This window comes from Corynebacterium sp. LK14 (assembly GCF_008042215.1).
Lineage (GTDB): Bacteria > Actinomycetota > Actinomycetes > Mycobacteriales > Mycobacteriaceae > Corynebacterium > Corynebacterium striatum.
Window position 1 is genome coordinate 81,650 of the sequence record NZ_NOVQ01000019.1, and the last position, 23,861, is coordinate 105,510.

The 23,861-nt window shown below is 58.6% G+C and carries 22 protein-coding genes and 1 tRNA gene; 12 read left to right on the top strand and 11 right to left on the bottom strand.

The features are described 5' to 3' along the window. Nucleotides 1-238 precede the first annotated feature (238 nt). The gene (locus tag CHU71_RS12130; protein WP_147761209.1) at nt 239-1,126 is read left to right on the top strand and encodes an HAD family phosphatase; all 888 of its coding nucleotides are present in this window, start codon (nt 239-241) and stop codon (nt 1,124-1,126) included. On the opposite strand, the gene CHU71_RS12135 is transcribed toward CHU71_RS12130, so the two are convergent. Further along, nucleotides 1,123-1,836 carry an oxidoreductase gene (locus CHU71_RS12135; protein ID WP_147761210.1) on the bottom strand — a complete coding sequence of 238 codons (714 nt, stop codon included), beginning with the start codon at nt 1,834-1,836 and terminating at the stop codon, nt 1,123-1,125. The genes CHU71_RS12130 and CHU71_RS12135 overlap by 4 nt on opposite strands. A gap of 109 nt (nt 1,837-1,945) precedes the next feature. Here CHU71_RS12135 and CHU71_RS12140 point away from each other — a divergent pair, with 109 nt between their 5' ends. The 7 genes from CHU71_RS12140 to CHU71_RS12170 all read left to right on the top strand — a co-directional run bounded on the left by CHU71_RS12140 (nt 1,946) and on the right by CHU71_RS12170 (nt 11,158). Further along, nucleotides 1,946-2,440, top strand: a complete 495-nt coding sequence (locus tag CHU71_RS12140; protein ID WP_005531246.1) for a phage holin family protein — start codon at nt 1,946-1,948, stop codon at nt 2,438-2,440. Nucleotides 2,441-2,583: 143 nt separating this feature from the next. Next, nucleotides 2,584-3,519, top strand: coding sequence for an alpha/beta fold hydrolase (locus CHU71_RS12145; protein WP_147761211.1), 936 nt, complete (start codon nt 2,584-2,586; stop codon nt 3,517-3,519). A gap of 235 nt (nt 3,520-3,754) precedes the next feature. Further along, nucleotides 3,755-5,353: an ABC transporter substrate-binding protein gene (locus tag CHU71_RS12150; protein WP_100086963.1), complete on the top strand. Its 1,599-nt coding sequence runs from the start codon at nt 3,755-3,757 to the stop codon at nt 5,351-5,353. A gap of 256 nt (nt 5,354-5,609) precedes the next feature. Next, the gene (locus tag CHU71_RS12155; RefSeq protein WP_100619265.1) at nt 5,610-7,184 is read left to right on the top strand and encodes an ABC transporter substrate-binding protein; all 1,575 of its coding nucleotides are present in this window, start codon (nt 5,610-5,612) and stop codon (nt 7,182-7,184) included. Nucleotides 7,185-7,579: 395 nt separating this feature from the next. Continuing rightward, nucleotides 7,580-8,506, top strand: coding sequence for an ABC transporter permease (locus tag CHU71_RS12160; protein ID WP_005531255.1), 927 nt, complete (start codon nt 7,580-7,582; stop codon nt 8,504-8,506). Continuing rightward, nucleotides 8,499-9,458, top strand: coding sequence for an ABC transporter permease (locus CHU71_RS12165; protein WP_005531257.1), 960 nt, complete (start codon nt 8,499-8,501; stop codon nt 9,456-9,458). The genes CHU71_RS12160 and CHU71_RS12165 overlap by 8 nt, the downstream gene beginning before the upstream one ends. After that, complete coding sequence (locus tag CHU71_RS12170; RefSeq protein ID WP_147761212.1) at nt 9,458-11,158, top strand: ABC transporter ATP-binding protein; 1,701 nt, start codon at nt 9,458-9,460, stop codon at nt 11,156-11,158. The genes CHU71_RS12165 and CHU71_RS12170 overlap by 1 nt, the downstream gene beginning before the upstream one ends. A gap of 124 nt (nt 11,159-11,282) precedes the next feature. On the opposite strand, the gene CHU71_RS12175 is transcribed toward CHU71_RS12170, so the two are convergent. From CHU71_RS12175 to nth, 4 genes are all read right to left on the bottom strand, one after another. After that, nucleotides 11,283-12,479 (bottom strand): MarP family serine protease, encoded by a 1,197-nt coding sequence (locus CHU71_RS12175; RefSeq protein ID WP_005531261.1) that lies wholly within the window; start codon nt 12,477-12,479, stop codon nt 11,283-11,285. 67 nt (nt 12,480-12,546) lie between these two features. Beyond that, the gene (locus CHU71_RS12180) at nt 12,547-13,242 is read right to left on the bottom strand and encodes a CoA pyrophosphatase (RefSeq protein ID WP_147761213.1); all 696 of its coding nucleotides are present in this window, start codon (nt 13,240-13,242) and stop codon (nt 12,547-12,549) included. Next, on the bottom strand, nt 13,239-13,826 hold the full coding sequence (locus tag CHU71_RS12185; protein ID WP_236593624.1) for a TlpA disulfide reductase family protein: 588 nt from the start codon (nt 13,824-13,826) through the stop codon (nt 13,239-13,241). Before CHU71_RS12185 ends, CHU71_RS12180 begins: the two co-directional genes overlap by 4 nt. Before the next feature lie 10 nt (nt 13,827-13,836). After that, nucleotides 13,837-14,517, bottom strand: a complete 681-nt coding sequence (nth, locus tag CHU71_RS12190; protein WP_147761215.1) for an endonuclease III — start codon at nt 14,515-14,517, stop codon at nt 13,837-13,839. 338 nt (nt 14,518-14,855) lie between these two features. Here nth and glxR point away from each other — a divergent pair, with 338 nt between their 5' ends. After that, nucleotides 14,856-15,539, top strand: a complete 684-nt coding sequence (gene glxR / locus CHU71_RS12195) for a CRP-like cAMP-activated global transcriptional regulator GlxR (RefSeq protein WP_046645713.1) — start codon at nt 14,856-14,858, stop codon at nt 15,537-15,539. 66 nt (nt 15,540-15,605) lie between these two features. Here the strand turns inward: glxR and CHU71_RS12200 are convergent, their stop codons facing one another. The 4 genes from CHU71_RS12200 to CHU71_RS12215 are packed head-to-tail and all read right to left on the bottom strand — an operon-like array spanning nt 15,606 to nt 17,437. After that, nucleotides 15,606-16,418 (bottom strand): MBL fold metallo-hydrolase, encoded by an 813-nt coding sequence (locus CHU71_RS12200; protein ID WP_046645714.1) that lies wholly within the window; start codon nt 16,416-16,418, stop codon nt 15,606-15,608. A 19-nt stretch (nt 16,419-16,437) separates the two neighbouring features. After that, nucleotides 16,438-16,896 (bottom strand): RidA family protein, encoded by a 459-nt coding sequence (locus CHU71_RS12205; RefSeq protein ID WP_147761216.1) that lies wholly within the window; start codon nt 16,894-16,896, stop codon nt 16,438-16,440. Then, entirely contained in the window at nt 16,896-17,054 is a 159-nt protein-coding gene (locus CHU71_RS12210; RefSeq protein ID WP_187272093.1) for a DUF4177 domain-containing protein, read from the bottom strand. Before CHU71_RS12210 ends, CHU71_RS12205 begins: the two co-directional genes overlap by 1 nt. Before the next feature lie 59 nt (nt 17,055-17,113). Beyond that, entirely contained in the window at nt 17,114-17,437 is a 324-nt protein-coding gene (locus tag CHU71_RS12215) for a WhiB family transcriptional regulator (protein ID WP_034657256.1), read from the bottom strand. A gap of 225 nt (nt 17,438-17,662) precedes the next feature. Between CHU71_RS12215 and CHU71_RS12220 the strand changes: the two genes are divergently transcribed. Then, nucleotides 17,663-20,104: a transglycosylase domain-containing protein gene (locus CHU71_RS12220; RefSeq protein WP_187272094.1), complete on the top strand. Its 2,442-nt coding sequence runs from the start codon at nt 17,663-17,665 to the stop codon at nt 20,102-20,104. A gap of 72 nt (nt 20,105-20,176) precedes the next feature. On the opposite strand, the gene CHU71_RS12225 is transcribed toward CHU71_RS12220, so the two are convergent. Beyond that, the gene (locus CHU71_RS12225; RefSeq protein WP_147761219.1) at nt 20,177-20,641 is read right to left on the bottom strand and encodes a GatB/YqeY domain-containing protein; all 465 of its coding nucleotides are present in this window, start codon (nt 20,639-20,641) and stop codon (nt 20,177-20,179) included. A gap of 33 nt (nt 20,642-20,674) precedes the next feature. On the opposite strand from CHU71_RS12225, the gene CHU71_RS12230 reads away from it, so the two are divergent. Continuing rightward, nucleotides 20,675-21,562, top strand: coding sequence for a metallophosphoesterase (locus CHU71_RS12230; RefSeq protein WP_147761220.1), 888 nt, complete (start codon nt 20,675-20,677; stop codon nt 21,560-21,562). Between the two features lie 76 nt (nt 21,563-21,638). After that, a tRNA-Pro gene (locus CHU71_RS12235) sits at nt 21,639-21,715 on the top strand. 433 nt (nt 21,716-22,148) lie between these two features. Here the strand turns inward: CHU71_RS12235 and CHU71_RS12240 are convergent. Further along, complete coding sequence (locus CHU71_RS12240) at nt 22,149-23,576, bottom strand: hypothetical protein (protein ID WP_147761221.1); 1,428 nt, start codon at nt 23,574-23,576, stop codon at nt 22,149-22,151. Nucleotides 23,577-23,861 lie beyond the last annotated feature (285 nt).

The following is a 23,861-nucleotide window of genomic DNA, read 5'->3' on the forward strand; positions in this document are numbered from 1 at the left end:
CGCCTCGGGGGGGTGTGCGCGGGTCATCGGTAACCCGGCATCGGGGGGGGTGAGCCGGGGCAGGCCGCACAGTATATCGGGGCCTTGCACCGCTCATTATGGCATGGAAGCGGGCCATTGACAACAGCAACCACGGCGCAAGGCACCCAAGGCCCCAGACCAAATGCCGCACGAGAGAAATCACAAAGTTCCGCCAACCTTGCCGCCACCGCGTAACACCCTTAACATTGGTCACAGTATGATTCTCGATCCCCACCGTGCTGAAGCTATCGGCACGGAAGCCGCCCCCACCGCTGCCGATTCCCCCGTGCCCAGCGGTGATTCCCGCGTGGCTGCTTTCTTCGATCTGGATAAAACCATTATCGCCACTTCCTCCGCATTCGCCTTCGGCAAGGAGTTCATGCACAACGGACTCATCACGCCGTCGGAAGCCCTGCAAATGTCGATTGCAAAAGCGGGCTACATGTTTGCAGGCCAATCCAGCGAACAGATGGACGCCACCCGCGACCAGTTAGCAGCAATGGTCGCAGGTTGGTCGGTGGATGAGGTCCACAACATCGTGGCTGAGACGATGCACAACGTGGTCACCCCGGCCATTTATGCCGAGGCCCGCGAGCTCATCACGTTCCATCAATCGGCGGGCCACGAGGTGGTCATCATCTCAGCTTCCGCATCAGCGCTGGTGCGCCCCATCGCCAAGGAGCTCGGCATCACGCGCGTGGCAGCCACCGAGCTAGAAGAAAGCGACGGCCGCTTTACCGGGGAAATCCTCTTCTATTGCAAAGGGCCTGCCAAGGCGCAATCAATAAGTGACATCGCGGAGAAACTGGGCGTCGATCTCGGCGAGTCCTATGCATACTCCGATTCGGCCACAGACATCCCGATGCTCGCAATGGTGGGCCACCCCGTTGCGGTCAATCCTGACCGACACATGAAAAAGCACGCCTTGGAACAAGGCTGGGACATCCGCACTTTCAAGGACCCGGTCCCCCTCTTTACGATGCCCGGCGCGAAGGAGGTAGGCATCGGTTCCGCGGTGGTGGCCGGAATCGCAGCAGTTGTGGCGGCTGGCCTGTGGCTGTCACAGCGCCCCTCGGCCTTCTGGGAACCCAAGAACAGCGCCTAGGCCGACCGCGCGATGCCGTCCGCTTCTTCCCCGCCCGCAATCCACGCCTTAAGCAGAAACTCCAAGGTTTTGCCAGGCTGCTCCGGATAAGCGCTGATGGCTTCCCAATACTCATCGCGGTGGCGGTTGTAGTAGGTTTCGGGGACCGCAAAGCCACGCGGGTCGAAGCCACTGTAAATCGCCGCGATGCGGGCGACAACCATGCCGATGAGGTGACTGCGCGAGCCGAAGACGTCGTAAGCAGCGAGCTCCGCATGTAACACCACTGGGAGCAACCGGTCAAAAATCATTCCGCTACCACTGCTGATGAGACGCGCCAAGGCTTGGACACGCGCGGCGCCCGACGCCGCCGGAATGCCCGTTCCGCCCGCCGCAACGTCGAGTCGCGCGAGAACCTGGAGCGGCGAGCGCGCAAAGGTGCGCACAGTAGTCGATTGCACCTCGGGCGCCAGCACCGAGTAGGTACTAATAGCGTTTGCAAGGGGCCCGTCGGCCGCATCTTCGGGCTGCAAATTCGGGGAGATATTTAGGCCTTCGACGAACACCGCAGCCCGTGCACCGCGCATCGCGGACTCTGCGGAAATAACATCGAATTTCCGTAAACCCGCCGGGCGGCGATGTGCGCGAGAAATTTTCTGAACCGCTTGCGCAGCCGCATTTTCCACCCCAGGTAATGCAAAGAGCGGGGCCAACGGGTCATTTTCTGCCATATCCTCTAGGATAGACGTGTGCGGCCTCTGCGATTCCTCACACACGCAGTTGTCAGGTTTCACTACTATGGCCACTACAGATTTAGACAAACGCTAGGAGTTACTAACCGTGAGCAACGACGGACTATTCACTGACGGATCGGACCAATTCGCACCGAAGGTCAATGCTATCCCGCTCAGCGATGCAGATACCTCGAGGCCCGGTGAGGTATCCGTGGGACAGCTGGTCTCCAACGCTACCGAGCAGATGTCTCAGCTCGTCCGCTCCGAGGTTGAGCTCGCCAAGACCGAGCTTGCTCAATCCGCCAAGAAGGGCGGCATCGGTGCCGGCATGTTCGGCGTCGCTGGCACCATCGCGCTGTACAGCTCTTTCTTCTTTTTCTTCTTTCTTGCGGAGCTGCTCGACCTCTGGCTCGATCGCTGGGCAGCGTTCCTGATCGTCTTCCTCATCATGCTGGTTCTCGCAGCCATCGTGGGCTTTATCGGCTTCAAGAACATCAAGAAGGTTAAGGCACCTGAGAAGACCATCCAGTCCACCAAGGAACTCAAGAAGTTAGTCCCAGGCAAGGCAACCAAGTCCGTTGAACGCGGCCTGTACACCTAAAACCATTTAGCAGCACTTTCCAACTTCGCTTGTCTCCGCCCGAGGCTGATCTTCTCCGCCCGAGGCTGAATCTCTCCGCCCGAGCCCTCTAGCTCGGGCGGATTTAGCTTTTATAAGGCAAGGAAAGAAAGGAAACCGTTCCCATGGCCCAGACTCCTGCGCCATTGCCCCCTTCAGTAGTTGAGCTCGAAGGCCCCTTCACGCACGAGTTTGTGCACACCCGTGGCATCAGGCTGCATGCAGCGACCGCTGGGTCACCGAGCGATCCGCTCGTCCTCCTCCTGCATAGCTCCTTCGGCGGGTGGTTCGATTTCAAGGACGTCATCGCCCCCATTGCTGAGCAAGGCTTCCACGTCGCTGCCCTCGATATGCGCGGTTTCGGAATGTCGGACAAGCCCCCAGTGGAGGTAGGCCAGGACATTCGCGCGATGGTCGGTGACATCACGGGCGCCATCCAGGCATTGGGCCACGATTCCGCATACCTAGTCGGTGCAGATTCCGGTGGCGCGATTGCATGGGCCGTGGCCTGCGAACGCCCCGAACGTACTTTGGGACTAGTCTCTGTTTCCGCTTCCCACCCCGTCGATCTGCGCCGCGCCATGGCCGCCCGCCCATGGGACTTCGGGTGGCTGCTACTGCGCGCAGTCCTATGCCGCCTAGCAGGCCCCATCCGCCGGCATAACCCCTTAATGCGTCCCTCCACTTATGAAAAGGAGCTGACCCTCAACACGGATTCAAAGTTCCCAGCTGAGCGCCGGGGCGACGTCGCCAAGCTGCGCATTCAAGCCTCGCAGATAGGAAACGTCCGCCGTGGAATCCTGTGGAACCACCGCATGCGCACCGCCGTGCCACCGTTAAGTTGGATCGACTCGAAGGTCGAAGCGCCGGTTTTGTACCTGCATCCCAAGCAACAACTGTGGCGCCCACTCGTGCGCCGCGCTGAGAAACGCACGGCAAGCGCGTTCCGGAACGCCACCATCGCTCAGACCAAGAACCTGCCCCACATTGAGTCGCCCGAAGCCTTCGCAACGATGGTCAGCGAATGGCTCAACTCGCATGATTGGGAATGTGCGAAATAAGTAACAGTTAATCTATCCCGAGCGCCACCCCACACAGGGGGTGGCTTTTTCTTTATTATTAAGCCTAAAATCCCAGTTCACGGGATACTAACTAGCGACTTATAGTTTTTATCACATGTTTATAAATTACAAACTCTTGAATGTGTGCGTGAACACAAGGTAACTTCATTTCAAACCTAAAAGGTTCGCAAATGTTCATCCAATGCTCTACGCAATTCGGAGGTCTCTCCCCCTTATGACGATCAAAAAGACGCTTGCTGTCGTATCGGCAGCTTCCGTAGCCCTTACCCTCGCGGCATGTGGCAGCGACAGCAACGACAGCGCCGCAGGTGGATCCGCTAGCGGCGACAACCTAATCACCGCTTGGGGCAGCGAGCCACAAAACCCGCTGATTCCTGCAAACACCAATGAGACCGGCGGCGGCCGCATCGTTGACTCCATCTACTCCGGCCTCGTGTACTACGACTCTGAGGGCAAGGCTCAAAACGAAATCGCCGAGTCCATCGAGCCCAACGATGACAACACCGAGTTCACCATCAAGCTCAAGGAGACCAACTTCTCCGACGGCTCCCCGGTTACCTCAAAGAACTTCGTTGACGCTTGGAACTACGCCGTAGCAAACGACCAGCTCAACGCATCCTTCTTCGACAACATCAAGGGCTACAAGGAAGGCGTCAAGGAGCTCGAGGGCCTCAAGGTCGTCGACGATCTTACTTTCACTGTCACCCTAACCAACCCAGAGCAGGACTTCCCGGCTCAGCTCGGCTACTCCGCGTTCTACCCGCTGCACGAGTCTGCTTTCGAGGACATGGACGCCTTCGGCCAGAACCCAATCGGCAACGGCCCATACAAGCTCTCCGAGTGGAACCACAACCAGGACGCAACCGTCGTTCCTAACGAGGAATACAAGGGTGGCCAGAAGGTTGCCAACGACGGCGTGAAGTTCGTCTTCTACACCGACAACGACGCCGCTTACGCTGATCTACTCTCCGGCAACCTGGATCTCCTAGACTCCGTTCCGGACTCCGCTTTCGACGTCTACGAGGCTGACCTCGGCGACCGTGCAGTCAACCAGCCTTACGCTGGCTTCCAGTCCTTCACCATCGGCGAGAACCTCGAGCACTTCTCCGGTGAAGAGGGCAAGCTGCGCCGCCAGGCCATCTCCTACGCAATCAACCGCGAGGAGATCACCGAGACCATCTTCAAGGGCACTCGCACTCCTGCCAAGGACTTCACCTCCCCAGTTCTCCCGGGTTACTCCGAGGACATCAAGGGCAACGAAGTCGTGAAGTACGACCCAGAGAAGGCTAAGAAGCTGTGGGCTGAGGCTGACAAGATCAACAAGTGGGCTTCCCCATCCTTCGAGATTGCCTACAACTCTGACGGTGGCCACAAGAGCTGGGTTGATGCAGTGTCCAACTCCATCAAGAACACCCTGGGCATCGAGGCCGTTGGCGCTCCTTACCCAGACTTCAAGTCCCTGCGTGACGAGGTAACCAACCGCACCATCAAGACCGCTTTCCGTACCGGTTGGCAGGCAGACTACCCATCCCTGGGCAACTTCCTTGCTCCGCTGTACCAGACCGGCGGTTCCTCGAACGACGGTGACTACACCAACGAAGAGTTCGACAAGCTGCTCGTTGAGGCTGCAAAGTCCTCCTCCCAGGAAGAGGCCGCTAAGAAGTACAACGAGGCTCAGTCGCTGCTGTTCGAAGATCTCCCAGCCATCCCACTGTGGTACCCGAACGCCACTGGTGGCTTCTCCGAGGCTGTAAGCAACGCTTCCTTCAACTGGAAGGGCGTCCCGGTCTACTACGAGATCACCAAGAACTAAGTTCTGCGTTAAGCTTTAGACTCGCGCAACGCAAAGCTCCGTCTCCTGTCTGGGAGACGGAGCTTTTTGTTCGCTTGGCGACGCCCCCTTAGCTTCGCCATTTCCTGAGCCTTATTCATAAAATATGCACGGTTTTCCGCCGTTGCATGCTCGGAAGCAAGAATAACTTTCATCCCGCTAATTTTTGGATCTTCTATGCAGTGCTTCTAGTCTAAATGCGATGTTTCCCTACGCACCGCGTGAAAGGTACAACTGCATGAATCTCAAGAAGACTCTCGCTTTCCTAGCCGTAGCCACGGCCTCGGTTTCCCTGGCTGCTTGCGGCTCCTCCGACAACGGCGGTTCCTCTGACGGAATCGTCTTGGCCAACGGAGCGGAGCCGCAGAACCCGCTAATCCCGGCAAACACCAACGAAAATGGTGGCGGACGCCTAACCAAGCTGATCTATGCCGGCTTGGTCTACTACGACAACGCCGGCAAGACCCACATGGACGTCGCCGAGTCCATCGAGCCCAACAAGGACAACACTGTCTTCACAGTCAAGCTCAAGGACACCAAGTTCTCCGATGGCTCGCCGGTCACTTCGAAGGACTTCGTCGATACGTGGAACTACGCCGTTGAGAAGAACTTCAACAACGCGTACTTCTTCGAAATGATCAAGGGCTACAAAGAGGGCGCTAAGTCCATGGAGGGACTGAAGGTCATCGATGACTCCACCTTCACCATCGAGCTGGCCGCACCCGACGCCGACTTCGTCAGCCGCCTGGGCTACGACGCCTACTTCCCGATGCACGAGTCCGCCTTCGCCGACATCGATGGTTATGGCGAGAACCCAATCGGCAACGGCCCATACATGCTGGATTCCTGGAACCACAACGTTGACGCCACAGTGGTCAAGAACCCGGAGTACACCGGCGAGCGCACAGCTCAGAACGAAGGTGTGAAGTTCACCTTCTACGCCCAAGGCGACGCCGCCTACGCTGACCTGCTCTCCGGCAACCTCGACGTATTGGATGCCATCCCAGACTCCGCATTCTCCACTTACGAGCAGGAGCTCGCCGGCCGTTCTACTTCCGACGCCTCCGCCCGCCAGGTTGCTTTGACCCTTAACGAAAACCTCGACCATTTCTCTGGTGAAGAGGGCAAGCTGCGCCGCCAGGCCATCTCCCACGCCATCAACCGCGACGAGATCACCGAGGTCATCTACAAGGGCACCGCAACCGCAGCCAAGGACTTCACCTCGCCGGCGATTCCGAACTACAACGACTCCATCAAGGGCTCCGACGTGCTCAACTACGATCCCGCCAAGGCGAAGGAGCTGTGGGACAAGGCGGACAAGATCAGCAAGTTCGAAGGGACGCTGCCGATTTCCTACAACGCTGACGGCAACAACAAGGCTTGGGTCGACGCCGTGGCAAACTCCATCAAGAACGCTCTGGGCATCGAGTCCGTGGGTAATCCGTACCCTGACTTCAAGTCCTTCCGTGACGAAGTTAAGAACCGCACCGCTAAGGGCGCAACCCGATCCAGCTGGTCCGCCGACTACCCGGCCACCAGCGCCTTTATCGGCCCTCTGTACGGCACCGGCGCCGGCAACAACGATGCCGACTACTCCAACCCAGAGCTCGACTCCCTCATCGACAAGGCAGCGTCCAGCTCCCCCGAAGAGGCCGTAAAGGTTAACGAGCAAATCCAGCAGATCCTTTTCGAGGATCTGCCCGCCGTCCCGCTGTGGTACCCGAACACCACGATCGGTTGGTCCGAGTCCGTCAACAACGTCGCGGTCAGCTGGAACGGCACTATCCCGTTCTGGGAGATTTCTAAGGCCTAGCCTTTCCGTAGCAGCATCGCCCAATATAGGGTGAGCCTGCTCACCACTTAGAGCAAAGGGCACCCCCATCTGTCGTTTCAAGGACAGAGAGGGTGCCCCCTATTTTTACCCCCATGAATAAATTGAAAATGCCTGCATATTCCACATTTACGCGGCTACCAGCGGCTAAAATATACCAACCTGCCAACCACTAGAAACCACACTTTTCTGTGATGCGCACAGATTCAGAGATTACTCATTGAGCGAGATCACAAACTAGGATTCCCTGTAGCCACGACAGGCAAACTCTCAAGACACGCGTAGCAGCCTCTGCCACAACCCTTACCCAGGGTCGCGACCTTCTCGATCGCGCGGCGTCGGCAAGCGCATGCTCACAACTAGTAAAGGACAACACTATGTTGCGCTATATCGGGCGACGAGTGCTCCAGATGATTCCGGTGTTCTTCGGAGCCACCCTCCTCATCTACGCACTTGTCTTCTTGATGCCCGGCGATCCGGTCGAAGCCCTGGGCGGCGACCGCGGTCTCACCGAGGCAGCTCGCGCTAGGATCGAGGCCGAATACAACCTCGACAAGCCGTTTATTGTCCAGTACCTGCTCTACATCAAGGGCATTTTCATGCTGGACTTCGGAACCACCTTCTCCGGAATCCCCGTCACCGAAGTTATGGCCAATGCTTTCCCAGTTACGGTGAAGCTCACGCTCATGGCCATTGTCTTTGAAACAGTCTTCGGCATCCTGTTCGGCGTCATCGCCGGCATGCGCCGCGGAGGAATCTTCGATTCCACCGTCCTGGTCGCTTCCCTGCTCGTCATCGCAGTGCCTTCCTTCGTCATCGGCTTTGTCTTCCAGTACCTCGTGGGTATTAAATGGCAGCTCCTTCCGGTGACGGTGGGCGCGAAGGCCAGCTTTGAGTCGCTCCTCATGCCAGCAATGGTGCTGGGTGCGCTCTCCTTGGCATATGTCATCCGCCTGACCCGCCAGTCTGTTGCTGAGAACCTCCGCGCAGACTACGTGCGTACCGCCCGCGCAAAGGGCCTTTCCAGTGGTGCCGTCACCCGTCGCCACGTCCTGCGCAACTCCCTGATTCCAGTGGCTACCTTCATCGGTGCCGACATCGGCTCCCTGATGACCGGCGCCATCGTTACCGAGGGCATCTTCGGCATCAACGGCGTTGGCGGAACCATGTACCAGGCCATCCTGCGTGGTGAGCCGACCACCATCGTTTCCTTCACCACGGTCTTGGTGATCATCTACATCATCGCCAACCTGCTGGTTGACCTCCTCTACGCAGTACTCGACCCGAGGATCCGTTATGCCTAATTTCGAAAAGACTACTCAGTACCCTGGCCAAGAGCACTACGTCAACGAGGTCGACGAAACCGGTCTCGGCGCTGTCGACGCCGTCAAGGACGAGTCTGCTCCTTCTTCCCAATGGGGCGAGGCATGGCGCTACCTGCGCCGCCGCCCGCTCTTCTGGGTTGCGGCCACCATGATCGTTATCGCAGTCCTGCTGGCGCTGTTCCCAGGTCTGTTCACCAACACCGATCCACGCATGTGCGAGCTGTCTAAGTCGCTCGCTCCTGCCGAGTCCGGTCACCCCTTCGGATTTAACCGCCAGGGTTGCGACATCTATGCGCGCGTCATCTATGGCGCACGTGCCTCTGTAACCGTAGGCGTGCTGACCACGATTCTCGTGGTCATCATCGGCGCCCTAGTGGGCGCCGTAGCCGGCTTCTTCGGTGGATGGATTGACTCCGTTCTCTCCCGCATCACCGACATCTTCTTCGCTATTCCGCTGGTTCTGGCGGCAATCGTTGTTATGCAGATGTTCAAGGAGCACCGCACCATCATCACGGTGGTCTTGGTCCTTGGTCTGTTCGGCTGGGTCTCCATCGCCCGTATTACGCGTGGCGCCGTGGTCTCCATCAAGAACGAGGAATACGTGCAGTCCGCGCGCTCTATCGGCGCGTCGAACATCCACATCCTCTTCAGCCACATCCTGCCGAACGCTGCAGCGCCGATTATTTCCTACGCCACCGTGGCGCTGGGTACCTACATCGTCGCCGAGGCAACCCTGTCCTTCCTGGGCATCGGCCTGCCGTCCACGTTCGTCTCCTGGGGCGGAGACATCTCTGACGCACAGGCTTCCCTGCGTGTTAATCCGGCCGTCCTGTTCTACCCGGCAGGCGCCCTGGGCCTGACCGTTCTGAGCTTCATCATGATGGGTGACGTCGTTCGCGACGCCCTCGACCCGAAGGCAAGGAATCGCTAATGAATAAGCCGCTACTTGAAATGAAGGACGTCCACATCTCCTTCGAGACCTCCACCGGTACCGTCGAGGCAGTTCGTGGCGTCAACCTGAGCATCTACCCAGGCCAATCCGTGGCAATCGTGGGCGAGTCCGGCTCCGGTAAGTCCACCACCGCTATGTCCATCCTGGGCCTTCTACCGGGCACCGGCAAGGTCACCAAGGGTCAGATCCTCTTCGAGGGCGAGGACATCACCCACTACAACAACAAGCAGTTCGAGGCCCTCCGCGGCAACAAGATCGGCTTGGTCCCGCAAGATCCAATGTCCAACCTGAACCCAGTGTGGCGTATTGGCACCCAGGTTGAGGAATCCCTCAAGGCCAACAACGTGATTGAGGGCTCCGAGCGCGGGAAGCGCGTGGTGGAGATCCTTGAGGAAGCTGGGCTTCCCGACGCCGAGCGTCGCGCCAAGCAGTACCCGCACGAGTTCTCCGGTGGTATGCGCCAGCGCGCGCTCATCGGTATCGGCCTGGCCGCTCGCCCGAAGCTTCTTATCGCCGACGAGCCGACCTCGGCACTCGACGTGACCGTGCAGAAGACCATCCTGGACCACCTCGAGCACCTCACCGAGTCCCTCGGCAACGCGGTTCTGTTCATCACCCACGACTTGGGCCTCGCGGCAGAGCGTGCTGAGCACCTCATCGTTATGCACCGCGGCCGCATCGTGGAATCTGGCCCCTCGCGAGACATCCTGCGCGACCCTGAGCACCCCTACACCCGCCGTCTGGTCACCGCGGCTCCTTCCCTCGCTTCCTCCCGCATCCGTGCGGCCCAAGAAGCCGGAATCGAGACCGAGGAGCTCAAGGCCGGCACTGCAAGCCACGCTGCCAACATTGAGGAAGAAACCGTCATCTCCGTACGCAACCTGACCAAGGAATTTGATATTCGTGGTCAGCGCGGCGAGAAGAAGCTGCTTAAGGCAGTTGACGATGTATCCTTCGACATCCGCCGCGGCACCACCATGGCGCTCGTGGGCGAGTCCGGTTCGGGTAAGTCCACCGTGGCCAACATGGTCCTGGGCCTGCTGGAGCCAACCTCCGGCACCATCGAGTTCGAAGGCAAAGACACTTCCAAGCTCTCCAAGAAAGAACTGTTCAACCTGCGCCGCAAGATGCAGGTCGTCTTCCAGAACCCGTATGGCTCCCTGGACCCGATGTACTCCATCTTCAAGTGCATCGAAGAGCCGCTGGCTCTGCACAAGGTGGGAAGCCGTAAGGAGCGTGAGGCCCGCGTGGCTGAGCTGCTCGACATGGTGGCCATGCCGCGTTCTGCGATGCGCCGCTACCCGAACGAGCTCTCCGGCGGTCAGCGCCAGCGTATCGCCATCGCCCGCGCCTTGGCGCTGCGCCCAGAGGTCATCGTCCTCGACGAGGCAGTCTCCGCACTGGACGTTCTGGTGCAGAACCAGATCATCCAGCTGCTGGCCGAGCTGCAGTCTGAGCTAAAGCTGTCTTACCTCTTCATCACGCACGATCTGGCAGTTGTCCGCCAGACGGCCGATGACATTGTGGTTATGAAGAAGGGCCAAGTCATGGAGGCAGGCACCTCCGATTCCATCTTCAACAACCCACAAGAGGAATACACCCGCAACCTCATCAACTCGGTTCCGGGCATGCACCTCGAGATCGGCACTGGCTCCAACCTCGGATTGGCCAAGGAGTAACACCTCCCCCCCTCGGTGCACCACAGCACACCGCAGGCCGTCACAAAGGCCCTGCTTATTCTTCCCCCTCAGGAATGCGATAAGCAGGGTCTTTCTCTATGGCGCAGATTGGGGCTTAGGGCTTCTAGCCAGCCACGCAGTTGCCGGTATCTACGGGCCGACTCAGCTGGGTGATGTCGCCGATGTGCTTGTTTACCTCGTCAGCGGTCAGTGCGTAGCCGGTCTCCGAGTCTTCGACGGAAGCACCAAACACAACGCCGAGGACTTGGCCATCGGTATTGACCAGCGGCCCGCCCGAGTTGCCCTGGCGGATGCTGCCGCGGACCGTGTAAGCATCGCGCTCCACGCGACCCTTGGAATAAATATCAGGTCCGGCAATGGTGATGCGTTCGCGCACGCGTGCCATCCCTGCCTCGAAGGGGCCGGAGTGCGGGAAGCCCATGACCATAGTGTCGTCACCAGTATCAGCTGGAGTCGGCGCCCAATCGAGCGGGCTGATGCCCAGATTGTCGCTGTGCAAGACGGCGATATCCACATTGGGGTTGTAATAGACCACCTCTGCTTGGCGCAGGCCAAGGACCGTATCCAGATGGACCTTCTCGGTACCGGCAACTACGTGCGCGTTAGTGATCACGTAGTCATCGGCTGCTACGAAGCCGGAACCCATGAGGCGGCGGGAGCAGACCTCGGCGTCGCCAAGCACGTGAATGACCGAAGGTCGCAGGCGTTCCACCAGAGCAGGGTCATTAACGTCCTGTGCTGGGGCCGCCACCTCGACGGCCCTGCCGGAATCCTGCCACGGCGAAACCAGCGGCGGCAGTCCTGACTCGTTGAGTACGGCCGCAACGCCATTGGGCAACGACGCCAACTGCGTTGGTGCAGCCCCATTGAGCACGCTCAAAATATGTGATTCCCGCAAGGCACGGCCTGGCGCGCCGCCCACGTTCGAAGCCAAAGGCAAGGAGATCAGCCAAATAACGAAGACCGCGGCAACGGCCTGAAATCCCGCGCCGATGAAAGAATCCACCCGCTGTTTCTTGCGGGTGCGCATCCTATCGCGCAAACGGGCACCGATACTCGCACCGATTAGCTGACCAATGCCCACCATCATGATGAGCACACCGATGGCGAGTAGAAAACGCAAGGCAGCCTGGTCTGTCAGCCGTATGGCGAATTGCGCCAACACGGTACCCAACACAACGCCGGCTACGATGCCAACAAATGACAAGACAGCAGAAATCGCGCCCTGGCGCCAGCCCGCCCAGAGGGCAAGCAAAACTGCCACCACGATGAGGATGTCTAATACGAGGGTCAGGGTCACGGGGCAAAGGTTCTTTCTTCGGTAAACGCGCGGCCCACTTAGAGCACAAACGCGAAGGCCATTTTAGCTAGGTCATCTTCTCATTATTTCGCGAACGCTTGAGTGCGCCGTGCAGATCATGCACCGAATTGTTATCCCATTCGCTCTCCCAGCCGGCGTGCTCCAAGATGGCGGAGAGAATCCCCCCAGTAAAACCCCAGATCAAATAGTCGTTGGCGCGGAATGCGGGCCCCTTCCACAGGCCAAAGCCCACCATCAGGCGATTAGCGGGTTCCGCCAGTTCGCGCAGCGGAAAGGTGAATACATCGTCGGTTTCATCGGGGCTCGCCGCCCACACCTTTCCAGGAGTGTGCCAAAAGGCGGTCACGGGGCTTACCGGGTTGCCGGTGGCTCGAATCTGCAACTGGTCCCATTGCTCCAGCGGCGTGACCGTGGAGCTATCCAGGCCGGTTTCCTCCCACGCTTCGCGCAAGGCAACGTCGACAAGCGTGGCGTCCTCGGGATCGCGGCGCCCACCTGGGAAAGCGATTTGTCCGGAATGCGAGCGCAGCGACGGCGAACGGTGCGTCAGCAACACCTCGCCATCGTCGAAGGACGTGCCCTTAAACAGCACCAACACCGCAGCCTCCTTGCGCACCGGCGGCAGGTCCTTCACGAACTTCGTAGCGTGACGATTACCTATGCGCTCCTGCACCGCCGCTACATCCACCCCCATGGCAGGGCGTAGCCACTGCGGCGCCAAGTCTGGGTTCAGCCTACTCATGCCAGGGCCTCCTCCACTGCTTTCTCAATGTCTGCGGTGGACTCGAAGGGCTTTATGTACTGCTTCTTCACCTCGCCCTTGTACACAACGAGCGTAATGGGAATAACACCTGGGAGCCCAAGCTGGCCAGCAAATTTATTGGAATCATCTTGGTAACTCGGCAGGTCAATACCAATGTCCTGGAGGAAAGCGGCGCCATTCGCAGCGTTGCTATCCGCGTGGACTCCCACCACGTCCCAGTCGGGATGCACCGTGGCTACTTCCTGCATGTACGGCAGTTCCGCACGGCACGGCTCACACCACCAGGCCCAGACATTGACCACTTGCACGTCCTTAGCAGCACCTTGTGCCTGCGCGCCCAAACATTCGAGGTCCACGTCCACTACTGTGCCCTCCGGACACGCTGGGCGCTTGACGACGTCTCCCTCCCCCACCTGCGCAGACGCACTCGCCGGGGCATCGACGCCGCGTTCAGGCTCCTGCCCGCCACTGCCAAGCAGGTTGCGCGCACCAACGAAAGCCAGCACGGCGACGACGATGGCCGCGATGACTGAACCGACGATGTACGAGGTGAGCTTATTCATGCCGTTCAGCCTACTTCCCGCCTCGGACATCGGGCTTCCTCATGCCTTGAGCTGCTAAAACTCCGGTTGGGCACAGCTTCCGCACCACGCATACTTCACACTCCGGCTTGCGTGAATGGCACACGCGGCGCCCGTGGAAGATGATGCGATGGGAAAACATCGTCCATTCCTCTTCCGGCAGGAGTTCAGCGATGTCTTTTTCAATCTTGAGCGGAGTCTTGCTCTGGCTTAGCCCCATCCGCTGCATAAGCCGGCCGAAATGAGTGTCCACGGTCAAGCCTGGGAGCCCAAAGGCGTTACCGCGCACTACAAGTGCCGTCTTGCGTCCCACGCCAGGCAGCTCCGTGAGCTCCTTGATGCCCTGCGGAACCTCACCTCCATAATCGGCCATGAGTTTCTCCCCGATGCCAATAAGATGCCCAGCTTTAGCGCGCTGAAATCCCAACGGCCGGAGAATAGCCTCCAAGTCGCTTCGCGACGCCGCGGCATAGTGCGCCGCATCCGGGTACTTGGCAAAGAGCTCGGGAGTTACCTGATTGACGCGCGCATCAGTGCATTGCGCTGACAACACCGTGGCCACGAGAAGCTCAAGCGGGTTGGAGAAGTCCAGCTCGCACTCAGCATCCGGGTATTCTCGGGCGAGCAGCTCATTGATGCGCGGAGCTCGACTTACAGGCGATGAGTCAAACATTCTCTTGAGCTTAGTAGGATACTGATTATGGTTTCATTGATCGTCGTTGTGCCTCTAGCCCTCGCACTGTTTGCGATCCTCATGGAGAAGCTGGAGTCAAAGGTCTTCGGGGACTGATAATTTTCCCCGCATCCTTTACTGACCTCCATAGAAGTGTGACAATTTTTCACAGGGTTAGATAAAGTGACAAATTACACTGTAGGATGAGATTCGTTGCATAAGGGGCGCGCGCCTGTCTCGCTAGAAAACTTCTGGTTTTTCGATACACACGCGTCAGATGCTCGGAAAGACTCCGGGCATTTCTTCACCACTACCCCGCCAACTTCAAGGAGTAAAACGTGGAAGGCGTACAGGACATTCTTTCTCGGGCTGGTATTTTCCAAGGCGTTGATCCCGTCGCAGTACAGAACCTCATTGAGCAGATGGAAACCGTACGTTTCCCTCGTGGAACCACCATCTTTGATGAGGGCGAGCCAGGTGATCGTCTCTACATCATCACCTCGGGCAAGATTAAGCTTGCCCGCCACGCGCCGGACGGCCGCGAGAACCTCCTGACTGTGATGGGCCCGTCTGACATGTTCGGCGAGCTGTCCATCTTCGATCCGGGTCCTCGTACCTCTTCCGCAGTCTGTGTGACCGAGGTCCAGGCCGCAACCATGAACTCCGAGATGCTCAAGCAGTGGGTCTCTGATCACCCTGCTATTGCACAGCAGCTCCTGCGCGTTCTGGCCCGCCGTCTGCGCCGCACCAACGCTAACCTCGCGGACCTCATCTTCACCGATGTTCCGGGCCGCGTTGCCAAGACTCTGCTGCAGCTGGCTAACCGCTTCGGTGTTCAGGAGGGCGGCGCCCTCCGCGTGAACCACGACCTCACCCAAGAAGAAATCGCCCAGCTCGTTGGTGCTTCCCGTGAGACCGTAAACAAGGCGCTCGCCACCTTCGCACACCGTGGCTGGATTCGCCTCGAGGGCAAGTCCGTCCTCATCGTGGACACCGAGCACCTGGCAAAGCGCGCTCGCTAAAGCCTAAAGCCATAAATAAAGCTCCTGGGAATCACTTCCGATTCCCAGGAGCTTTACTCTTAATTCCTATTTCTGGTCAGCCAGATACTTCAGCGCAGTACGGGTGGACTGCTCTGCGGCATGGCGCAGAACTGGGTCAACGTCGTCATACATCTCATCCACCAGAGTCTTCAGGTCAACGTCCTCGCCCAAGCGTGCGTAGACTTCCTTAATCTGCTCAAGGCGGTGGTGGCGGCGGTCAATGTACTTGCGTGCGACCTGCGAAACATCGTCCAAATCAGGGCCGTGGCCCGGCATCAAAGTGATGTCCTTGCCGCGCTCTTCCAGCATGTCCAAAGTCTTAAGGTACTCCGCCAAGTCACCATCCGTCTCAGACAGCAGGACGGTGTGACGGCCAGCGATGGTATCGCCCGTGAGGATACCCTCGAGCTGGGAATCCTTAGCCACGCCAGACCAAACAAAGAACGAGGTCGAATCAGCGGTGTGGCCTGGGGTGTGGACAACCTCCAACTGCGGGGTGATGCCGTCAACGGTGATAATTTCGCCGTCGACAAGCGCTTCTGCCCCATTGCAGTAGTTCGGGTCAAAAGCTCGAATTGGCGCGCCGGTAAGCTGGCGCAAACGCTGCGCTCCAGACGCATGGTCGTCATGACGGTGAGTAACAAGAATCAACGCCACTTCACCCGCCTTCGCGGTGACGACGTTGAGGTGACCTTCGTCCTCCGGACCTGGGTCAACGACGATTGCCTTTGAATCTTCGTTAGCACGAACGATCCACGTATTAGTTCCCTCGAGAGCCGTGTAGCTAGGGTTGTCGCACAAGACAACGCCTACGGACGGGGTTACGGGACGCAATTGGCTGTATGCAGGATGCTCCATGATTATTAAGCCTATCCGATCACTTAGAAAGTTCCACGATAACTTCCACCTCAACGGGGGAATCCTTCGGAAGTACAGCCACGCCCACTGCAGAACGCGCGTGCGTGCCCGCCTCGCCGAAAACCTCCCTGATGAAATCGGAAGCACCATTAATAACTGCAGCCTGCTCAACAAAGCCGGGTGCAGAAGAAACGAAACCCACGACCTTAACTACGCGGGAGACACTATCGAGTCCAACAAGAGAGTCGATCGCTGCGAGAGCATTAAGAGCGGCGGTGCGTGCATAGCCCTGTGCGTCTTCGATCGAGACGTCCGCACCCACTTTGCCCGTGGCTGGCAGAACGCCCTCAACAACGGGCAGTTGCCCGGACGTCCATACTTGGTCGCCTACGCGAATAGCCGGAACATAAGATGCAAGTGGCTTCGCAACCTCCGGGAGAGAGTATCCAAGTTTGGCGAGTCGCGAAAGATGACTCATTACTGTTCCACCTCACGCTTGAAGTAAGCCACAAGGTTCTCTGGATTCATACCAGGAGTGATAGTGACAAGCTCCCAGCCGTCTTCACCCCAGGAATCCAGAATCTGCTTGGTCGCGTGAGTTAGTACTGGCGCGGTAGCGTATTCCCATTTAGTCATAGACCATATACTACCGGTTTAACAGCCAAAATGACGCGTAAATAACGCTCTAGGTTTCCCTAGATTCCGATGAGTTCGCCGCCCTCAGCCAAGTAGTGCGCCCAGCTGGTAATGTGCGGATTCTTGCGCAGGAGTGCACGGCGCTGACGCTCCGTCAGACCGCCCCACACCCCGAATTCAACACGGTTGTCTAGCGCATCTGCGCGGCATTCATTAAGCACTGGGCAGTGGCGACAAATGACCGCGGCCTTACGCTGCTCGGCACCACGCACGAAGAGTGCATCTGGGTCACCGTTGCGACACTTAGCTTGAGTTACCCATTCACCACGCTCGGTTGCACTTACTGACTTGGCTGGACCCGTCACCTTCAGGCTTACGGTCATGGCTGGGTAGCTCCTTCCTCTACTACCTATCCCGCTAATCTTGCGAACAATTTTGACGAAATACCATACGCGCGGCATATCGCTCGCAGTATGATGTTTCATCAGGCGGAATATTATGTAACAACGGTAAGTGTATTCACACGCGTTAGCACTTGTCTAACACGTCACACTTTAGGGGGGGTCTGCTATTCCCCGCTCACAGTTTCACCACGTAGGGTGTTCAACGTGACTGTCATCAAATCCTTGGCAAAAATTGCCCTCTCCACGGTCCTCGCGGGAGTTCTCATCGCCGTAGTGATTGCCCCCTTTGCGGGGCTTTCTGGCGTGGCGGTTGCCCGTACCAACGACACCATGCAGTCCGACTTACAGGATCTCACTGCTGGTGACGCCCCGGGCGTAACCAGCATTCTGGATGCCAAAGGCAACAGCCTCGCCTACCTTTTCGAGCAACGCCGTCACCCGGTGAGCTCCGACAAGATTTCCGATCCCATGAAGAAAGCCATCGTGGCCATCGAGGATCGTCGCTTCTACGAGCACGAAGGCGTGGACTTCCAGGGCAACTTTCGCGCGCTGTGGAGCAACCTAGCAGCAGGCGGAGTCTCCCAAGGCGCATCCACGCTTAACCAGCAGTACGTCAAGAACTATCTCTTGCTGGTCAACGCCAAGACCGATGAAGAGCGCACCGCGGCAACCGAGCAGTCCATTGCCCGTAAGCTGCGCGAGATGCGCATGGCGACCGACCTCGATGCGGAGTTGGACAAGGACGAGATCCTCACCAACTATCTAAACCTCGTCCCCTTTGGCAACCACTCCTACGGTGTAGAAGCCGCAGCACGCACATACTTTGGCAACCATGCCTCTGAGCTCACGGTGCCCCAAGCGGCGATGCTAGCCGGAATGGTCCAGTCCTCCGAGTATCTGAACCCTTATACCAACGAGCAGGAAGTCATTAACCGCCGCAACTTGGTCCTCCAGTCGATGGTGGATAATGGCGCTCTCGAACAGGCCGAAGCTGATGAGTACAGCAAGCAGGACTTGGGCGTGCTCGATAGCCCTTCCCTCCTCCCCAACGGCTGCATCAGCGCAGAAGACCGCGGCTTCTTCTGCGACTACGTCATCGAATATCTAGAGAGCAAGGGAATTTCCCGCGAGCAGCTCACACGCGGTGGATACACCATCAAGACCACTCTCGATCCTGATGTCCAAGACCAGGCTCTCAACGCAGTGCGATCCCAGACAGACCCTAAGACCCCGGGTGTCGCTGAGGTCATGAACGTAGTCAAGCCCAGCACGTCCACTCGCGAAGTGCTCGCTATGGTCTCTTCTCGCAAGTACGGTTTGAACCTCGACAACTACGAGACCATGCTCCCGCAGACCCACTCATTGGTGGGCAACGGTGCCGGCTCGGTCTTCAAGGTCTTCACCGCGGCAGCCGCGTTGGAATCTGGCTACGGCCTCAAGAACCAGCTCGACGTCCCCACTCGCTATGAAGCAGAGGGACTCGGCTCCGGCGGCGCGGCAGGCTGCCCGGCTAATCGCTACTGCGTTGAGAACGCAGGCAACTATGCCGCAACCATGACGATGCAAGATGCGCTGGCGTATTCACCGAATACCACCTTCATCAAGCTCATCGAACAGGTGGGCGTGGAGCACGTGGTGGATATGTCAGTTAAGCTCGGTCTGCGCTCTTACGACGATAAGGGCAGCTACGACGAAGAGACGTCGATCGCTCAGCACATCAAGGAATCCAACCTTGGCTCCTACACCCTCGGCCCTACCGCAGTGAATCCGCTTGAGCTTTCCAATGTGGGCGCTACGTTGGCCTCAGAAGGCATGTGGTGCGAGCCCAACCCCATCAAGCAGATCACGGACAAAGACGGCAATGAGGTCTACCTCAAGGTGCCGAATTGTGAGCGCGCGCTGAACAAGAACATCGCTAACGCATTGGCCAACAACATGACAGCGGACACCATCAAGGGCACGGCTTCTGCTTCCGCCAAGATGATGGGCTTTAGTGGCCAGGCAGCCGCCAAGACGGGAACCACCGAGTCCAACCAATCCTCCGCATTCTTGGGATTCAACTCCGGAATCGCTGCGGCTCCCTACATCTACAATGACGGAACCACCACGACTTCACTGTGCACCAGCCCAGTCCGCCAGTGTGGTTATGGCGACCTCTTCGGCGGCCTCGAGCCTGCCCGCACCTTCTATTCCATGGCTTCATCCGTCGCAGCCGCGGCCTCAGGCACGGTCCCCGATTACGACAAGGCCTATGACGACGGCAAAGTCAACTCCCTCCTCGATGGCCTCCGCGGCAAGTCTGAGAGCGAGGCTCGCTCCAAGCTCGAATCCGAGGGCTACCAAGTCAAGGTTTCGCAGGTCCAGGGCAACGGGGTTCCCTACCGCCGCGTGGTCCGCGCCATTACGGGTCCAGACGGGCTAAAGAAGGGCTCGGAAATCACGCTGCAGCTTTCCGACGGCACTTCTTCCGCACCACCGCCTTCCTCTAACGGTGGTGGCCGAGGCGCAGAGACCGATCAAACCAGTGGCGATCAGCATGCCCCGGATCCTTTCGGTAACCAGCGGCAAGGCAATCCCCCGCCGCTCATTCGCCAGGAGGACATCGACGCCATTGCCGACAGCGTGCGCGACCTCTTCGGCCTCTAGGCACACGCGCATTGAAAATCCCGCCGTCTCCTCTGCTTAGTGCAGGAAGACGGCGGGATTTCTTTTTGCGTCTTAGGCGAGCTTGGCCTTGACTGCGCTGGATAGGCGCTTGCCGTCGGCGCGGCCAGCAGCCTTGGCGGTGGCAACCTTCATGACGTTGCCCATCTGCTTGATGGTGACAGCCTCGCCGGAGTCTGCCTCGACCTCGGCGATGGCCTCGCTGACGAGGGCGTCGAGGGCGGCATCGTCAAGCTGCTCCGGCTGGTACGCCTCGAAGAAGGGGACCTCGACAAGCTCGGCGTCCGCCAGCTCCTGGCGGCCATTTTCTGCATAAACCTCGGCGGACTCGCGACGCTTCTTGATCTCGCGGGAGATTACCTTAAGTACGTCCTCGTCGGTGAGCTCGTGGCGGGAACCGTTGGTTTCCTCGGCCTGGATGGCGGCGAGGAGCGAACGGATGGCGCTGGTGCGCTCCTTCTCACGGGCCTTCATGGCGGTCTTCAGATCTGCACGAATGGTTTCTTTAAGCTGGCTCATGTTCTTCAATCTACGCCAGGTAGGCTGTGTGGGGTGAAGATACTCCCGATTATCGGTGGCATTGCTGCCGCCGGCCTAGGCACCCTGGCGTGGGGTTACACCGAACTGACCAAGTTTGAGCTGAAGGAATACACGCTCCCGCTACTCCCAAAGGGGACGCTGCGTGGGAAAGAAGAATTCCGCATCCTGCACATCTCGGATCTGCACATGATTCCGGGGCAAGAAAAGAAGATTGAATGGGTCTCAGGCCTTGATTCCTTGGACCCAGACCTGGTGGTGAACACAGGCGACAATCTCTCCGACCAAGGTGGCGTACCGGATACTCTCCGTGCGCTCGGCCCGCTGCTGAGCCGCCCGGGCTTGTTTGTCTTTGGTACTAACGACTACTGGGCACCGCGCCCGGTCAACCCGTTTAAGTACTTGTTTGGAAAGAAACGCGAGCCCTCCTATGTTGACTTGCCATGGAAGGGCATGCGTGCGGCGTTTATTGAGCACGGCTGGCACGACGCCAACCAGGCCCGCGTGGAGTTCAAGGTCGGCGATGTAAAGCTGGCGGTGGCTGGTGTTGATGATCCGCACCACGACCTGGATGATTACTCCGAGATTGCCGGCACACCGAACGAGGACGCTGACCTGGCATTGGCGCTGCTGCATGCTCCGGAGCCGCGCGTGCTGGAGAAGTTTGAGGCTGATGGCTACCAGCTTTCACTGTCTGGCCATACGCATGGCGGGCAGATTTGTTTGCCAGGTTCGCATGCTCTGGTAACCAACTGCGGCATTGACCGTGCACGCGTCCAGGGCCTCCACGACTTCGGCAGAATGAAAATGCACGTTTCCAACGGCCTGGGCACCTCGAAGTTTGCGCCAGTGCGGATATTCTGCCGCCCCTCGGCGACCCTGCTGCGTATCACCGAACGCTAGGTGGCGCTCAGCTGGCGTTTTGTGGTTGACGCTCAGGCTGCGTTAAAGTATTCGGGTACCGATTAAAGCGGTTTTCCGGGATATGGCGCAGCTTGGTAGCGCGCTTCGTTCGGGACGAAGAGGTCGCAGGTTCAAATCCTGTTATCCCGACCATCAGCCTGGCTAGGTTTCTAGCCGGGCTTTTTCTTTTGCGCTTGGACTGCGGGCTTGGACTCCCGGATCTGCATAACTGACAACGAAGCACGCCCGTAGGCAAGAAATGACACCCTCGTTGTCAACTACGCAGATCGGCCACAGATCCGAGTGGACGCAACCGCATCCCAGCGAACGAAAAGCCCTCAGAAAGCAATAAAACGGGAAACGACGCGGCGCCCCTACAGCAGCCGCGTCGCCCCTATTCCCTATCACTCACAACGGATTGGAGAAACCGTTTGCCTACCCCCTAAGTAGGCATTGTGAGCAATTTTACCCTAGCACTGATTCTTCATGGAACGTTAACCAAACCAAGACATTCACAGAAATCTCTGCACCAATACCTATTTGGACTACATTTTCATAGACCAAAAGGGTTCGACACCTGGGACTTTTAGATTTCAGAATTTTCAGTTGGGCGCTTCATAACACCTAATGAGAATGCCGAAGCTACACCAAGTACCCCCAACGCCGTCCACAGCAGCATGTGGTCACCACCGTTACCCGCCACGGTCAGAGCCGAGGTAGTCCAATGCAGCGGAAGCAGGCCCATAACAACCTTCCAGGCTCCTCCCACCACAGCTGCCGCCACAGCGGACTTCCAGAACCAGCCCACCGCAGCAATCTGTGCCAGACCAAGCACAACTGCCAGGCCCGCGCCCACCTTGCCAAAGTAGCGCAGCAGGGCCGTCGTCAGCCCCGCCGACGCAAGGCTCGTCACCACTGCGGCTAGGCCAACCCACAGCGCGGCCTCACCAGTCGGACCCGTAGCCAGCAGGAAGAACATTATCTCCGCTAAAACTGCCAACACCACTACTCCACCGAACAACGGCAACCACGGACTGCGACCCGAGCACACCACAAAAGCCCCCAGACAAGCGCCACCCAGCGTCAGCACTACCGCAATCAACATGGCCACCACGGGGCTTAGCAGCCGCGCGTCTTGGACTCCGCCCGTCGGCGCAGGCAGCGCGCGCTGCACCTCTTGTACTTTCGAGTGGTTCTGCTTTGCCATCCCGTCGACCTTTTTCGCGCCATCATCAAGCTGCTTTACGCCGCTCAGCGCCTCATCGACCTTGGCATCGAGCTGCTTCGTACCATCGTTGAGCTGCTTTGCGCCTTCGACAGCCTTGTATACACCGTCGTGGTAGCCATAGCCGTTTACAGCCAACTGGTTGGAAATCTCACGCGAGCCCTCCTTCAGCCTGGTCAGCTGATCCGTTAGATTCTGATCCAGCTGGAAGTTGTTTACTTGGACACGCAGGTCAGCCAGCTGCGACTTGATATTGCGCGCCTCTGCGGAGTTATTGCCTTCTAGATCCTTAACGGTGCCATCGATGGCCTGTAACAGCTGGCCTTGCACCACCTTTAGCCCCACAATCTGGTCCACCGCAGCACCCACACCGTTTGCCACTTCCGTCGCGCCGTTGCCAAGCTGTGCCGTGCCGGATTGCAATTGAACCAAGCCGTCGTAAAGCTCCTGCGAGCCGGAGCTCAGCTTGTCGACGCCCCCTCCAAGTCCGTCCGCCCCCTCCTTCAGCTTGCCAGTTCCTGTCGCGAGCTGGCCGGTACCGGACTTAAGGAAGCCGGCTTGGGCTTGGGCTTCGCTGGCGGCGCGGGCGGCGTCGCTAAGCGCTGCGGAATCAGCGTTAGCGACAGAGGGCGCCCCCGTGCCCTCACTCGACCAGGCACGGGCCGGATCCCAACCCGTGACGCCAGCAATAGCCGCGCCCGCCAGTAACGGCAGAATGAGGAGTATGCACAACAGGATTCCCCGCGTGCGGGAGGGGCGGGAAGTCGATTCAGCGAGACGCGAGTTCATCCTTTCAAAATATCGCCACCACCACGGCAAACAACGCAGGCGCGCCGTTTTAAGCCAGGGCAAAGATACAGAATTCCCAAAACTTCAGCCCACTGATTCTCCCACTAGCCGTACTTCTTCCTCTCACCGCTTGCTCCCCCAAAGACACTGCAGAAGGTGAGCCGCAGTTCGCTGCCGCCGAATCCAACACGGCCGCAAAAGAAACCGCCACTAGCGAGACCACTAGTAGCGGCATGCAGGGCCCCTGCTATGACGTCGAAGGCATGAAATCACGAGGCCTGAGCG

Excerpts from the sequence above, each read along its gene's own strand:
- CHU71_RS12130 (WP_147761209.1), top strand. The coding sequence starts at position 239 with ATGATTCTCGATCCCCACCGTGCTGAAGCTATCGGCACGGAAGCCGCC.
- CHU71_RS12135 (WP_147761210.1), bottom strand. The coding sequence starts at position 1,836 with ATGGCAGAAAATGACCCGTTGGCCCCGCTCTTTGCATTACCTGGGGTG.
- CHU71_RS12145 (WP_147761211.1), top strand. The coding sequence starts at position 2,584 with ATGGCCCAGACTCCTGCGCCATTGCCCCCTTCAGTAGTTGAGCTCGAA.
- CHU71_RS12150 (WP_100086963.1), top strand. The coding sequence starts at position 3,755 with ATGACGATCAAAAAGACGCTTGCTGTCGTATCGGCAGCTTCCGTAGCC.
- CHU71_RS12155 (WP_100619265.1), top strand. The coding sequence starts at position 5,610 with ATGAATCTCAAGAAGACTCTCGCTTTCCTAGCCGTAGCCACGGCCTCG.
- CHU71_RS12160 (WP_005531255.1), top strand. The coding sequence starts at position 7,580 with ATGTTGCGCTATATCGGGCGACGAGTGCTCCAGATGATTCCGGTGTTC.
- CHU71_RS12165 (WP_005531257.1), top strand. The coding sequence starts at position 8,499 with ATGCCTAATTTCGAAAAGACTACTCAGTACCCTGGCCAAGAGCACTAC.
- CHU71_RS12170 (WP_147761212.1), top strand. The coding sequence starts at position 9,458 with ATGAATAAGCCGCTACTTGAAATGAAGGACGTCCACATCTCCTTCGAG.
- CHU71_RS12180 (WP_147761213.1), bottom strand. The coding sequence starts at position 13,242 with ATGAGTAGGCTGAACCCAGACTTGGCGCCGCAGTGGCTACGCCCTGCC.
- CHU71_RS12185 (WP_236593624.1), bottom strand. The coding sequence starts at position 13,826 with ATGAATAAGCTCACCTCGTACATCGTCGGTTCAGTCATCGCGGCCATC.
- nth (WP_147761215.1), bottom strand. The coding sequence starts at position 14,517 with ATGTTTGACTCATCGCCTGTAAGTCGAGCTCCGCGCATCAATGAGCTG.
- CHU71_RS12200 (WP_046645714.1), bottom strand. The coding sequence starts at position 16,418 with ATGGAGCATCCTGCATACAGCCAATTGCGTCCCGTAACCCCGTCCGTA.
- CHU71_RS12205 (WP_147761216.1), bottom strand. The coding sequence starts at position 16,896 with ATGAGTCATCTTTCGCGACTCGCCAAACTTGGATACTCTCTCCCGGAG.
- CHU71_RS12210 (WP_187272093.1), bottom strand. The coding sequence starts at position 17,054 with ATGACTAAATGGGAATACGCTACCGCGCCAGTACTAACTCACGCGACC.
- CHU71_RS12215 (WP_034657256.1), bottom strand. The coding sequence starts at position 17,437 with ATGACCGTAAGCCTGAAGGTGACGGGTCCAGCCAAGTCAGTAAGTGCA.
- CHU71_RS12225 (WP_147761219.1), bottom strand. The coding sequence starts at position 20,641 with ATGAGCCAGCTTAAAGAAACCATTCGTGCAGATCTGAAGACCGCCATG.
- CHU71_RS12240 (WP_147761221.1), bottom strand. The coding sequence starts at position 23,576 with ATGAACTCGCGTCTCGCTGAATCGACTTCCCGCCCCTCCCGCACGCGG.